At 70.7% G+C, this 12,092-nt stretch carries 14 protein-coding genes; 7 read left to right on the top strand and 7 right to left on the bottom strand.

Annotation, left to right across the window (positions count from 1 at the left end; translation table 11 throughout):
* Nucleotides 1-25 precede the first annotated feature (25 nt).
* Nucleotides 26-334, bottom strand: a complete 309-nt coding sequence (locus JAV51_RS08030) for a hypothetical protein (protein WP_197320019.1) — start codon at nucleotides 332-334, stop codon at nucleotides 26-28.
* A gap of 50 nt (nucleotides 335-384) precedes the next feature.
* Nucleotides 385-1,287 carry a class A beta-lactamase gene (gene bla, locus JAV51_RS08035; RefSeq protein ID WP_197320020.1) on the bottom strand — a complete coding sequence of 301 codons (903 nt, stop codon included), beginning with the start codon at nucleotides 1,285-1,287 and terminating at the stop codon, nucleotides 385-387.
* 114 nt (nucleotides 1,288-1,401) lie between these two features.
* Between bla and JAV51_RS08040 the strand changes: the two genes are divergently transcribed.
* On the top strand, nucleotides 1,402-2,346 hold the full coding sequence (locus JAV51_RS08040) for a LysR family transcriptional regulator (RefSeq protein ID WP_197320021.1): 945 nt from the start codon (nucleotides 1,402-1,404) through the stop codon (nucleotides 2,344-2,346).
* Nucleotides 2,343-3,266, top strand: a complete 924-nt coding sequence (locus JAV51_RS08045) for a serine hydrolase (RefSeq protein WP_197320022.1) — start codon at nucleotides 2,343-2,345, stop codon at nucleotides 3,264-3,266. The genes JAV51_RS08040 and JAV51_RS08045 overlap by 4 nt, the downstream gene beginning before the upstream one ends.
* Before the next feature lie 2 nt (nucleotides 3,267-3,268).
* On the opposite strand, the gene JAV51_RS08050 is transcribed toward JAV51_RS08045, so the two are convergent.
* From JAV51_RS08050 to JAV51_RS08060, 3 genes are read right to left on the bottom strand one after another with little or no spacing between them, the layout of a single operon-like run.
* The gene (locus JAV51_RS08050) at nucleotides 3,269-3,859 is read right to left on the bottom strand and encodes a TetR/AcrR family transcriptional regulator (protein WP_197320023.1); all 591 of its coding nucleotides are present in this window, start codon (nucleotides 3,857-3,859) and stop codon (nucleotides 3,269-3,271) included.
* 55 nt (nucleotides 3,860-3,914) lie between these two features.
* Entirely contained in the window at nucleotides 3,915-4,694 is a 780-nt protein-coding gene (locus JAV51_RS08055) for an SDR family oxidoreductase (RefSeq protein ID WP_197320024.1), read from the bottom strand.
* On the bottom strand, nucleotides 4,691-5,443 hold the full coding sequence (locus JAV51_RS08060) for an SDR family oxidoreductase (RefSeq protein WP_197320025.1): 753 nt from the start codon (nucleotides 5,441-5,443) through the stop codon (nucleotides 4,691-4,693). Before JAV51_RS08060 ends, JAV51_RS08055 begins: the two co-directional genes overlap by 4 nt.
* A gap of 44 nt (nucleotides 5,444-5,487) precedes the next feature.
* On the opposite strand from JAV51_RS08060, the gene JAV51_RS08065 reads away from it, so the two are divergent.
* The 5 genes from JAV51_RS08065 to JAV51_RS08085 all read left to right on the top strand — a co-directional run bounded on the left by JAV51_RS08065 (nucleotide 5,488) and on the right by JAV51_RS08085 (nucleotide 10,552).
* The gene (locus JAV51_RS08065) at nucleotides 5,488-6,105 is read left to right on the top strand and encodes a TetR/AcrR family transcriptional regulator (RefSeq protein ID WP_197320026.1); all 618 of its coding nucleotides are present in this window, start codon (nucleotides 5,488-5,490) and stop codon (nucleotides 6,103-6,105) included.
* Nucleotides 6,106-6,424: 319 nt separating this feature from the next.
* A complete protein-coding gene (locus JAV51_RS08070; protein ID WP_197320027.1) occupies nucleotides 6,425-7,507 on the top strand; it encodes an ABC transporter substrate-binding protein in 1,083 nt (360 codons plus the stop codon).
* On the top strand, nucleotides 7,504-8,367 hold the full coding sequence (locus JAV51_RS08075) for an ABC transporter permease (protein WP_197320028.1): 864 nt from the start codon (nucleotides 7,504-7,506) through the stop codon (nucleotides 8,365-8,367). The genes JAV51_RS08070 and JAV51_RS08075 overlap by 4 nt, the downstream gene beginning before the upstream one ends.
* Complete coding sequence (locus tag JAV51_RS08080) at nucleotides 8,364-9,194, top strand: ABC transporter ATP-binding protein (protein WP_231641582.1); 831 nt, start codon at nucleotides 8,364-8,366, stop codon at nucleotides 9,192-9,194. Before JAV51_RS08075 ends, JAV51_RS08080 begins: the two co-directional genes overlap by 4 nt.
* Nucleotides 9,194-10,552, top strand: coding sequence for an LLM class flavin-dependent oxidoreductase (locus JAV51_RS08085; RefSeq protein ID WP_197320029.1), 1,359 nt, complete (start codon nucleotides 9,194-9,196; stop codon nucleotides 10,550-10,552). Before JAV51_RS08080 ends, JAV51_RS08085 begins: the two co-directional genes overlap by 1 nt.
* Before the next feature lie 114 nt (nucleotides 10,553-10,666).
* On the opposite strand, the gene JAV51_RS08090 is transcribed toward JAV51_RS08085, so the two are convergent.
* A complete protein-coding gene (locus tag JAV51_RS08090) occupies nucleotides 10,667-11,260 on the bottom strand; it encodes a TetR/AcrR family transcriptional regulator (RefSeq protein WP_197320030.1) in 594 nt (197 codons plus the stop codon).
* Nucleotides 11,250-12,092 carry an NAD(P)-dependent oxidoreductase gene (locus JAV51_RS08095; protein WP_197320031.1) on the bottom strand — a complete coding sequence of 281 codons (843 nt, stop codon included), beginning with the start codon at nucleotides 12,090-12,092 and terminating at the stop codon, nucleotides 11,250-11,252. The genes JAV51_RS08090 and JAV51_RS08095 overlap by 11 nt, the downstream gene beginning before the upstream one ends.

Below are 12,092 nucleotides of genomic sequence, written 5' to 3' on the forward strand. Positions count from 1 at the left end.
GATCCGGTGACGCCGCCCGCCGCCGTCAGACTCCCCAGTGGGCGAAGCCCGGGTGACCGCAGCCGTCCGTCTCACACCGGTTCGCGCTGCCTTCCCAGTCCTCACACGCGCATTCGATGCAGGGGAAACGTTCCGTGGTGGGCGCGATCCACTCCGCTTCCGCCAGCCGCTCGCGGGCCGTCTGGTACACCTCGCGCAACCGCTGTTCGATCTCGTACAGCTCGCTGCGGTTGCGGGCGAACGCCCTCTTCTGCTCTCGGGTCAGTTCGGCCGTGTTCTTCATGATCGATCCCTTGCCGTCGTTCGCCGATGTCGCGGCGAACGGCACCAGCATGGTCGGTGGCGACCCGCTGCCAGTAGGGCACGACGACCCGTCCTCGCCACCTACCCGACGAGCGTGCGAGCCAGCAGCTCCGCCGTGCGGGCAACCAGTTCGTCGTCCCAATCGGCGTCCTCGACCTCCTTGGTCGTCAGCACGGCCAACACCAGCGGGGTGCCGTCGTCCGTCCACGCCACGCCCACGTCGTTGGCCGTGCCGTACCCGCCCGACCCGGTCTTGTCCGCGACCCGCCAGTGGGAGGGCAGTCCGGCGCGGAACCGCGTATCGCTCGTGACGCTCTCGGTGAGCCACGTGACCAACCGATCCCGGTCGGCGTCGTCGAGCGCACGCCCGAGCAGCAGTCGGCGGTAGTCGGCGGCGAGGGCGGCGGGCGTGGTGGTGTCCCGCCGATCTCCGGGGACACCGTCGCTCAGGTCCGGCTCGTACCGGTCGAGCCGGGTGACGGAGTCACCGAGCGAGCGGCAGAAGCGCGTGATGCCACTCGGTCCCCCCAACGGCCGAAGCAGCAGGTTCGCCGCCGTGTTGTCGCTCTGCCGGATGGCCGCGGCACACAGGCCCTCGACCCGCATGCCCGTCCCGGCGTGCTGCTCGGTGACCGGCGATCCCGGCACCAGGTCGGCGTCCGTGTAGTGCACCCACCGGTCGAGATACGTGCCGTCGTGGTCGAGGTCGCGGAGCACGGCCGCGACCTCGAGGGTCTTGAACGTCGAGCACATCGGGAACAGCTCGTGGGCGCGGTAGGAGACGACGGCTCCCGAGCGAACGTTGAGCGCGAACACGCCGAGTCGGGCGGCGTGTCGTGACTCCAACGCCCGCAACTCCGCCGACACGGCCCGCGAGACCGTCGCCGAGCCGGTTGCGGGCACTGAGAGTCCCACGGTCGCGAGGCCCGCGGTGACCGCCAGACCGGTACGGAGCAACGAACGGCGGGAGAAGGTGACACTCATCGACATTCCTCGTCTTGTCGGGCAACGGGTTCGAGGCGAGCCAAGCAGCGCCACGCCTCCCATGTCCAAGAGCAATGTCCGCGACGGCCATAGCGTTCTGATATAACCGCAGGCGTGGACCTGCTGGCGCACCTCGAAGCGTTCGTCGCGATCGCCGAGCAGGGCAGTTTCTCCGCCGCCGCCGACACGCTCTACGTCGCGCAGCCGGTGTTGAGTCGGCGGATCAAGACTCTGGAGAAACACTTCGGCGGCGCGCTGTTCGACCGCGGCGGCCGTCGCGTGACCACGACCGATCTCGGGCAGTTGCTGCTGCCCCACGCGCGCGACGTGCTGGGCCGGGTCGAGCACCTGCGCCAGGTGGCCGCGACGGCGCTGGCCACCGCTCCCCACACGCTCGGCGTCCCACCCGACACGGACCCGACGGGGCTCGCCCGCGTGATCCGGTCCGGCGCCGAGCGTGGCGTCACCGTGGCCGTGCGCGAGTTGTCCGCCGAGGACCGCGAACACGGCCTCGCCGACGGGTCACTGACCTGCGCGGTGGTCCGCGTGGCACCGGAGACCGCGTCGGTGCGCGTGCCGCTCGGCCTCGCCACCGGCTCCCCCGGCCCCGGCCGTACCGTGCACCTGGAGGACCTGCGGCCCCGGCGTGGAAACGCGGACCGACCAGCGCCGATTCTCGTCACCGCCGAGGACGACGTGCCCTTCGCCGCCGACCGGCTCGCCAAGGCCGTCGCCCGGGCCGGGCTGGCCGAGAGTCGCCTCGTGCCCGCCACGTCGCTGTCCGCGGCCGTCGCCGACGCCCTCGCAGGCCCGTCGCTGCTGCTGTGTCCTGCGGAACTCGCCCGTCGGCACGGACTGTCGTGGCGCCCGCTCGCCGATGCTTCCCTGCATCGCGGGTACGAGGTGGCGTTCTCCCCTCGACGCACCGTGGGGCACGATGACCTCGCGTGGCTCACTCACCTGGTCGCGGCCGCGCTCGGCGCGACTCCACCCGACACCGAATCCACATCGGACAGTCGACGTTCCGGTCGTGACAACCCATCGGCGGCGCGAGGATGAGTACCGAACCCACCTACGTGGCGACGTCGACGGAGCTGCTGCGCGTGGCCGAGTCGATCGCGGAGCACTGGCGCGAGGTCGGCGCGCTCGGACACCTGCTGGCCCGCAACCTCGACACCGGAGAGGAGCTGGGGTTCGACGCCGAGACGCCCGTGCCGCTGGCGTCGGTCGTCAAGGTCCCGCTCGGCCTGGTGGTGCTCGACGAGATCGCGCACGGCCGCCTGGACGCCGCTCGACCCGTGACCATCGAACCGGCGCAGCGCAGCGTGGGCCCCACGGGTGTGTCGGCGTTCCGGCATCCCGCGACCCTCGCGGTCGGCGACCTGCTCCACCAGACACTGTCCGTCAGCGACAACGCCAGCGGCGACGCCCTGTTCGACCTGGTGGGTGTGACGACGGTGGACGACCGCCTGCGCGAGTGGGGATGCTCCGGCATTCGAGTGCGGCACCGACTCCAACGCATGTACGACTGCGCGGCGGGTGTCGCGGGCGACGACTTCCACCTCGCGTTGGAACTGGCGATCCGCGACGACACCACCCGCCAGTACTCCATCGACACGCTCGATCCGGCCCACGGCAACGTGGCCTCGGCCGCCGCGCTGGTCGAACTGCTGCAGCGCATCTGGCTCGACCGCGTCGCCCACCCGTCGGCCACCGCGGAGCTACGACGGCTGATGGGACTACAGGTGTTCACCCACCGACTCTCGGCCGACCTGCGAACCGACACGGTGAAGGTCAGCGGCAAGACGGGCTCGTTCCTGCACCTGCGGCACGAGATCGGGGTCGTCGAGTCGGAGTCCGGCGACCGGGTCGCCATCGCCGCGCTGACCCGCTCCCACCGACGCGCGATCGTCGCCCACGACGTCGATCTCGCCATCGGCGCCGCCGCCAGAGCGGCGTTCGAGAGTCTGCGGCGCTGACGTCACCCAGCGGTCGGCCGCAGGGAGTCGAGCAACAGGTCGGCGAAGTGGTCACCGACCTCGCGGGCCGACAGCTCACCACTCGGTCGGTACCAGAAGCCGAGGTGGTGCACCGCGCCGAAGAAGAAGTCCACAATGACCTCCGCCGGTTTGTCCGCACGGAACTCGCCGGAGCGCTGCCCTTCCTCGATCAGCCCCCGGAACCGCTCGTGGTAGCGGCGACGTTGCCTGCGCACCGCGGCTCGCGTGTCGGGAGCGAGCCGGTGCATGGACTGGAAGAAGATCGTCGTGTCGTCGAGGTTGGCGATGGTGCTCACCACGACGTCGGCGGCGATCGCGTGCAACCGGTCGCCCACCGGTTCGTCGCTCGCGGCGAACGTCTCCATCCGCCGCGTCTGCTCGCGCAGCACCCGCGCGTAGACCTCGTACAGCAGGTCGTCCTTGGAGCGGAAGTAGTGGTACATCGCGCCCTTGGTGACCCCGGCGGCCTCGACGATCTGGCTCACCGACGTGCGGTCGAAACCCTGCTCGGCGAACAGCCGGGTGGCCGCGGACAGCAGCCTCCGCTGCACGTCGGACTGCGAGGAACTCATCGCGGCGAGCTTACTGGCCGCCGTGGTCGGGGCCCGGTCGCCGGGCCCCCGGCCGTCACGACGCGTCCTCCAGCTTGCGCTGGAGCTTGTTCATCCCCGCGAGCCATCGGTCGGTCCGGGTGGCACGGTGTGCGTAGTACTCGGCCACCTCGGGGTGCGGGAGGATGAGGAACCGGCCGTCGCGGAGCCCGGCCACGGCAGCGTCGGCAACCTGTTCCGGCGTGATGGCATCCGCGGCCAACAGCGCCGCACCGGCCGGACCGGCGTCGGCGAGCATGTCCGTGCGCACGCCCTGCGGGCAGATCGCCTGCACCCGGATTCCCCGATGCCGGTACGTCACCTCCAGCCACTCGGCGAACCCGAGCGAGGCGTGCTTGGTGACGGAGTAGGGCGCGGAACCGAGGTTGGTGAGCAGCCCGGCGGCCGACACGGTCGCGAGGAAGTGTCCCCGCCCTCGCTCCAGCCACCGCGGCAACAGCTCCCGCGCGGCGCGGACGTGGGCCATCACGTTGACCTCCCACACCCGCTCCCACACGTCGTCGGCCACCTCGGGGCCGCCGGCCACGGCGATGCCCGCGTTGGCGCAGAACAGGTCGATCTCGCCCAGCGCCTCACGCGCCGCCGCGATCAGGGCGCGCACCCCGTCCTCCGACGCGGCGTCGCCGGGCACGGCCGTGCCCCCGATCCTGGCAGCCACCTCCGAGGCGGCCTCACCGTCGAGGTCGGCGACCACGACGCGCGCCCCCTCCGCGGCCAACCGGGTGGCCAGCGCCGCACCGATGCCCCGGCCTCCGCCGGTGACGACGACACCCGCGCCGTCGAGTTCCACCGTCACAGTCCACCGCCGAGGGTCACTCCGCCGTCGACGACGAGCGTCTGCCCGGTGATCCAGCCCGCCTGCTCCGACAGCAGGAACGTCACCGCACCGGCCACATCGGACGGTACACCGAGCCGCTTCATCGGGTACGCGGAGGCGACCTCCTCCTCGCGGTCGGCGTACAGGGCGGTGGCGAACGCCGTCTTCACCACCGCGGGAGCCACCGCGTTCACCCGGATCGCGGGCGCGAGTTCGTGCGCGAGTTCGGTGGTGAGCCGAATTAGTGCCGCCTTGCTGACGCCGTACATGCCGATGCCGGGCGACGTGCGCAGCCCCGCGATAGATGCGACGTTGACGATGGCCCCGCCGTGCTCGCCCATCCACGCGTCGCGGACCTTGCGGGTCCACGCCAACGGCGACAGCACGTTGACACCGATGATCTTCGCCGCCGCGTCGGGTTCCACGTCGAGGATGGAGCCGTAGACGGGGTTGATGCCGGTGTTGTTGACGAGGAAGTCGATGCGCCCGAAGGTCTCCAGCGTCCGCTTCACCGCGTCGTCCTGATGCGCGGGGTCGTCGGCCTTGCCGGGAACACCGAGGGCGACCGCGTCGCCACCCAGTTTCTCGACGGCCTCGGCGAGCGGGTCCGGCTTGCGCGCCGTGATGGTGACCTTGGCACCCGCCTCGACCAGGGCCTGCGCCACCCCGAAGCCGATTCCCCGGCTGGCTCCTGTCACAATGGCGACCCGGTCTGTCAGTGCTCCCACGGCCGTTCTCCAATCCACGCTAAGCGCTCGCTTACAATTCGGGTATGACGGAATCCCTGTCGGCCGAGCTGTGGCCGGATGTCCAACCGGACGCGGCCCGCCGCCTCATGCTGGCCGGGGTCGAGTCCTTCGCCCAACGGGGCTACCACGCCACCACCACCCGCGACATCGCAACCAAGGCCGGCATGAGCCCGGCCGCGCTGTACGTGCACTTTTCGTCGAAGGCCGCACTCCTCTTCGCGATCAGCCGCAGTGGGCACCAACAGGCACTCGACCTCGTCCGCACCGCCGCCGAGTCGGCCGACGCCCCGATCGACGCGATGCGCGAGATCGTGGAGCGATTCGCCGCCTGGCACGCGCGACGCCACACGATCGCGCGGGTGGTGCAGTACGAGATCGGAGCACTGCCGGAGCAGGAGTACCGGGTCGTCGCCGAGCTGCGCCGCGACATCGAACGCATCGTGACCGACCTCGTGCTCGCGGGCCAGCGTTCGGGCGACTTCACCGTGTCCGACGCCCGCGTGGCCGCCCGCGCGGTGTTGTCCCTGGGCGTCGACGTGGCTCGCTGGTACACCGAACGGTCCCGCACCTCACCGGACGAGCTGGGCCGACTGTACGGCGAGCTCGCGCTGCGCATGCTGGGCGCCGACCCCACGAGCTGACCGCCTCGCACACACACCTCCCGGCCTCGTCGCGACAGGGTGCTCTCCCTCGGATCAGCGACATACTAAGCGGTCGCTCACCCGCTGCGCCACCCCTCCCTCCCGAGCCTCAGCGGGTCGCACTCGACGTGTCGCGCCGCCCGGTCACGCCATCCGTCGACGAATTCATTGCAGCGCGTTAATTTCACGGCGTTTCTTTCTCGACGCAACAATCACATTCTTCCCACTCCCTGAACGTCTCTTGCTGTCGTCCGCGATCGGCATTGACCATCGATTTCGCGCGAGACCGGTCGATGAACCCGGCAAGGGAAGGAAATCGATGCTTCAACGTCAACGTCCGAGAGCGATGCTCGTCTCGATCGCCGCCGCCGTGGTCGCCGGGTTCGTGCTCACCGCCTGCGCACCAGCGCCGAACGCCGAGGTCGCCCGGCCCGGGAACGAGCCGCTGCCGACCGAGGTCCCGGCGGGCACGTCGCTCGTGGTCGCCGATCAGAACGAGGCTCTCCAAACGCTGATGCGCGCATCGGGCGAGCACGACGCACTGAGCGCGTCGGTGGAGTACGCCAATTTCCTCGGCGGACCTGCCATTCTCGAAGCAATTCGCGCGGACGCCGTCGACCTCGCCGTCGTCGGTGACACACCGCCCATTCAGGCCCATGCGTCGGGTGACGCCGTTCCCATCGTCGCGGCGAAGAAACAACAACTGCCGGACTACCGCATGGCGGTGGCTCCCGGGGTGACCGTGCGCACGCTGTCCGACCTGAAGGGCAAACGCATCACCTACGGCGAGGGCACGGGACGCCAACCGTACGTGTTGCGCGCACTGCGCCAGGCGGGGCTGACCAAGGACGACGTCGAACTCGTGCCGTTGAAGGCCTCGGACTTCCCGGACGCCATCCGCACCGGCCAGGTGGACGTCGCCGTGCTCAACGAGCCGCACTTCACGCGCTACCTCTCCGAGTACCGCGACGCCGGGGCTAGCGCGGTGCCGGACTCCGAGACCGACGGGGTCGCAAGCGGCCTGCAGTACCTCTACGCGAGTGCGACGGCGTTGAGCGATCCCGCGAAGGCGGCGGCCATCCGCGACTTCGTGCAGCACTGGGTCGCCGCGGCACAGTGGTCGCAGGAGAACGAGGACGCGTGGATCGACGCGTACTTCGTCGAGAACCAGCAGTTGAGCCCCGAGGAGGGCCGGTCGGTCGTCGAGTCGGAGGGCGACTTCTGGTTCCCACCGCTGGACGACGAGCTGATCGGCTTCCAGCAGGACACCATCGACCTGCTGCACGACGCCGGTGACCTGCCCGAACGACTCGACGCCCGAGACGAGTTCGACACCCGCTTCGATCCGGTGATCGACGAGGCCGTGGCGAGCTCGGGTGCGCGCAGGAGCGAATCCCCATGACACAGATCCACGTCTCTCCGGCAGCCGAACGGCTCGCCGTTGCAGCGGACGACACGGTCGAGGACTCCCCGCGGCCGACCCGCGGGCCCCGCCTCGTGCCGCGTCCGCTGGGTCCGCTCGGCCTGCTGTTCGGCCCCGTCGTCCTGCTGACGGTCTGGGAGTTCGCGGCCACGGTCGGGTGGCTGTCGCCCCGCACGCTCGCGGGCCCGTCGGTGGCGGTGCGCACGGGTGTGGAGATGCTGCTCGGCGGAGAACTGCTGCCCCACCTCGCAGCGTCCGCGTACCGCGCCGGTCTGGGCCTGCTGATCGGAGTTGCCCTCGGTGTGGTGCTGGCCCTGCTCTCGGGACTCACCCGCCTCGGCGAGGCCTCGATCGACAGCCTGGTGCAGATCAAGCGCGCCATCCCGACGCTCGCCCTCATTCCGCTGGTCATCCTGTGGCTGGGCATCGGCGACGAGATGAAGATCGCGGTCATCGTGGGCGGCGTCGTCGTCCCGGTGTACCTGAACACGCACGCCGGCCTGCGCGGCATCGACGTCCGCTACGTCGAACTCGCGCGCACCACCGGACTGCGCCGTTCGGAGTTCGTGCGCCTGGTGGCGCTGCCCGGGGCGCTGCCCGGCTTCTTCACCGGGCTCCGGCTCGCGGTGACCATGTGCTGGACGGCGCTGGTCGTGCTGGAACAGATCAACGCGACCGAAGGCATCGGCTACCTGATGACCCGGGCACGCGACTACGGACAGACCGACGTGATCGTCGTCGGCCTGGTGACGTACGCGACGCTCGGTCTGGTGTCGGACTTCGCGGTGCGGTTCGTCGAGCGGAAGGCGCTGTCGTGGCGACGGACGATCGGCTCATGAGCGCCCCGGTGGTGGCGACGCGCGAACTGACCCGCCGCTACGGCGACCGCGTGATCCTCGACCGACTCTCCCTGCGGATCGCGCCCGGCGAGTTCGTCGCGTTGATCGGCCGCAGCGGGTCGGGCAAGAGCACCCTGCTGCGGGCACTCGCCGGGCTGGACGACGACGTGGCGGGCGAGGGCTGGGTGGTGGTGCCCGACAACCGCTCCGTGTTGTTCCAGGACTCCCGCCTGCTGCCATGGGCGCGGGTGTTGGACAACGTCACGCTCGGTCTCCGCCGTCCCGACGCCCGGGCACGAGGCGAGCGGGCACTCGCGGACGTCGGCCTCGGCGGCCGGGAGCGGGCCTGGCCGAACGCATTGTCGGGCGGTGAACAACAACGGGTCGCGCTGGCCCGGTCGCTCGTCCGGCAGCCCGCGCTGCTGCTGGCCGACGAACCCTTCGGGGCTCTCGACGCGTTGACGCGCATGCGGATGCACACGTTGCTGCTCGACCTCGTCGCGGCGCACCGGCCCGCCGTGTTGCTGGTGACGCACGACGTCGATGAGGCCGTGACACTCGCCGACCGCGTCCTGGTTCTCGACGCCGGGCGACTCGTGCTCGACCTCCCGGTGCCCCTCCCCCGCCCCCGCGACCCGCTCCGCCCGGACTTCGCCACGGCCCGGCAGCGCCTCCTCCACGCGCTCGGGGTCGACTCCGGCGCGACCCCGCACGACGACCCGCACGACGACCCGCACGACGACCCGCACGACCGCTCCCACGACCCCGCCCACGACGACGACCAAGCCAACGACCAAGCCGACGACCAAGCCGACAAGGAACACTGATGTCTCGCACCCTGCACCTCAACGTCTTCATCCACGGTCGCGGCCACCATGAAGCGGCCTGGCGGCATCCCCGGGGCACCTCCGCCTCGCTCACCGACATCGGCTACTACGAGGAGATCGCCCGGATCGCCGAACGCGGCACGTTCGACTCGGTCTTCTTCGCCGACCACCTCACCCTCGGCAAGGACGTGGCCCACTCCGCCCGAGGCGGCCTCGAACCGTTGACCACACTCGCCGCCCTCGCGCAGCGGACGGAGCACATCGGACTCATCGCGACCGCGTCGAGCACGTACACCGAGCCGTACAACCTGGCTCGCCAGTTCGCCTCGCTCGACCACATCAGCAACGGCCGCGTCGGCTGGAACATCGTCACGTCATGGCTCGAGGGCGCCGCCGCGAACTACGGTGACACCGGGCAGATCGACCACGACGAGCGCTACCGACGCGCGTTCGAGTACCTCGACGTCGTGACCAAGCTGTGGGACAGCTGGGCCGACGACGCCCGCGTGGACGACCCCGACTCGGGCGTGTACGTGGATTTCGACCGAATTCGGCCCACCGCACACCACGGCACCTACTACCACGTGGAGGGGGCCCTCAACGTTCCTCGCTCGCCGCAGGGCTACCCCGTCCTGGTGCAGGCGGGATCGTCGGACGCAGGCAGGCAGTTCGCGGCCACCTACGCCGAGGCGGTGTTCACCGCGCACCTGGAGCAGGCCACGGCCGTGGAGTTCCGCACCGACCTCCGGCGACGCGCGAAAGCCCTCGGCCGGGACCCCGAACAGCTCGTCGTCCTACCGGGGCTGAGCCCCGCCATCGGCTCCACGGAGGCCGAGGCGAAGCGACTGTGGACCGAGCTGAACGAACTGACCGTGCCCGAGGTCGGGCTCGCCCACCTGTCAGCGAGGTTCGGGGGCGCCGACTTCTCCCACCTGCCGCTCGACGAACGCCTCTCCCCGGACGACCTGCCCGATCCCGCCACCGTGCAGGGGGCGCAGAGCCGCGCCGAACTGATCCACGGCCTGGTGCGGCGGGAACGACCGACGTTGCGGTCGTTGCTGCACACGCTCGCGGGCGGTCGCGGCCACTACATCACGGCGGGGACCCCCGAGCAGATCGCCGACGTCGTCGAGGACTGGTTCCGCAACGGCGCCGCGGACGGCTTCAACATCATGCCGCCGATCCTGCCCGCCGTGCTGGAGGACTTCGTCGACCAGGTCGTGCCCGAGCTGCGGCGGCGTGGCCTGTTCCGGCGGGAGTACACGGCCGACACGCTGCGCGGACACTACGGCCTCGCCCGCCCGGAGAACCGGTTCTTCGGCGCGAACGAGCCGTCCCGGGAGCCGGCGACGGTCTGAGACGTTCTCGCCTCGGCCGGTCCAGGCCCCGGCGAGGCGAGAACCCGGAGCAGGTCCTTCGCGACCTGCTCGGCGAGGATGCCGGGAGGGCGTGGCCGAGTCCCGCCCTCCCGGTCACTCGCCGATGATCGGTTCCACCATCCTCGCCCACTGCCGCACGAGACGCTCCCGGCGTTTCGAGTCGTCGCTGAGCAGATCGGCCAACCCGAGGCCCCGGGCGAGGTCGAGGGTCGCCTGGACGGTCTCGCGCACGCCGGGGCGGGACTCGTCCGCGTCGAGGAGGTCGACAGCCACCCGGTGGGCCTCCCGACCCACCTTCGCCTCCAACGGAGCGAGCACCGCGCGCAGGGCGTCGTCGGTGGACGCGGCCACCCACAGGTGCAGTGCAGCGCGGAACTTCGGCCCGGTGTAGGTGTTCAACAGCAACCGCGCCACCGGCTCGGCCCGGCGTCGGCCGGGCGGGAGGGTGTCGGCCCGCCGCCGCAGTTCGGCGATCTGCTGCTCGGCGAGGTACTCCACGGTGGCCACCACCAGGTCCTCCCGCGTCGGGAAGTGGTGCTGCGCCGCGCCGCGCGACACCCCGGCCCGCTCGGCGACGACGCCCACCGTGGTGCCCGTCCAACCGAACTCGGCCAGGCAGTCGACGGCGGCCTCCATCAAACGCAGCCGCGTGGTGCGGCTGCGTTCCTGGCGCGGCTCACGCACCATCGGCAGGCTCGACCCAGAAGTCGAGTTGGAGGTCCTCCTCGCGCTCGGCGAGGCGGTACCGCGAGAAGTCGGTGACACCCTCGGCGGCGAGCACCTCGTCGTCGATGAGGAACTGCCCCGTGCGCTCCCGGCTGGGCTTGGTCAGCACCGCGTACGCCGCGTCGGCCATGATCTCCGGCGTGCGCGACTTGCTCACCAGCGCCGCCCCGACCACGTTGCGGATCGCGGCGGTGTCGATGGTGGTGCGCGGCCACAGCGAGTTGACCGCCACGCCGTCGTTCTTCAGCTCCGCGGCCAGTCCCACGGTCACGAGACTCATCGAGTACTTGGCGATGCTGTAGGCGAGGTGCCCGCCGGTGAACCACTTCTCCTCCAACCGGATCGGCGGGGAGAGCGTGAGGATGTGCGGGTTGTCCGAGCGCCGCAGGTGGGGAATCGCGGAGCGCGACAACAGGAACGACCCTCGCGCGTTGATGTCCTGCATGAGGTCGTAGCGCTTCATGGGGATCGACTCGGACGGCGTGAGGTCGATCGCGCTCGCGTTGTTCACCACGATGTCGAGGCCGCCGAACTGCTCCACGGTCTGCTCGACCGCGCGCAGCACCGTCTCGTCGTCGCGGATGTCACCGACGATCGGCAGCGCGTTGCCGCCCGCGTCCTCGATCGCCTTGGCGGCGGTGTGGATCGTGCCGGGCAACTTCGGGTGCGGTTCGGCGGTCTTGGCGAGCAGCGCCACGTTCGCACCGTCGCGCGCCGCGCGCACGGCGATGGCCTCGCCGATGCCACGGCTGCCGCCGGACATGATGATCGTCTTCCCGGACAGATCGCTCAA

Origin of the sequence: Saccharomonospora sp. NB11, from assembly GCF_015910535.1 — a bacterium.
In the GTDB taxonomy this organism is placed as follows: domain Bacteria; phylum Actinomycetota; class Actinomycetes; order Mycobacteriales; family Pseudonocardiaceae; genus Saccharomonospora.

Coding starts and splice junctions, on each gene's coding strand:
- JAV51_RS08030 (WP_197320019.1), bottom strand. CDS start 334: ATGCTGGTGCCGTTCGCCGCGACATCGGCGAACGACGGCAAGGGATCG.
- bla (WP_197320020.1), bottom strand. CDS start 1,287: ATGAGTGTCACCTTCTCCCGCCGTTCGTTGCTCCGTACCGGTCTGGCG.
- JAV51_RS08045 (WP_197320022.1), top strand. CDS start 2,343: ATGAGTACCGAACCCACCTACGTGGCGACGTCGACGGAGCTGCTGCGC.
- JAV51_RS08050 (WP_197320023.1), bottom strand. CDS start 3,859: ATGAGTTCCTCGCAGTCCGACGTGCAGCGGAGGCTGCTGTCCGCGGCC.
- JAV51_RS08065 (WP_197320026.1), top strand. CDS start 5,488: ATGACGGAATCCCTGTCGGCCGAGCTGTGGCCGGATGTCCAACCGGAC.
- JAV51_RS08070 (WP_197320027.1), top strand. CDS start 6,425: ATGCTTCAACGTCAACGTCCGAGAGCGATGCTCGTCTCGATCGCCGCC.
- JAV51_RS08075 (WP_197320028.1), top strand. CDS start 7,504: ATGACACAGATCCACGTCTCTCCGGCAGCCGAACGGCTCGCCGTTGCA.
- JAV51_RS08080 (WP_231641582.1), top strand. CDS start 8,364: ATGAGCGCCCCGGTGGTGGCGACGCGCGAACTGACCCGCCGCTACGGC.
- JAV51_RS08085 (WP_197320029.1), top strand. CDS start 9,194: ATGTCTCGCACCCTGCACCTCAACGTCTTCATCCACGGTCGCGGCCAC.
- JAV51_RS08090 (WP_197320030.1), bottom strand. CDS start 11,260: ATGGTGCGTGAGCCGCGCCAGGAACGCAGCCGCACCACGCGGCTGCGT.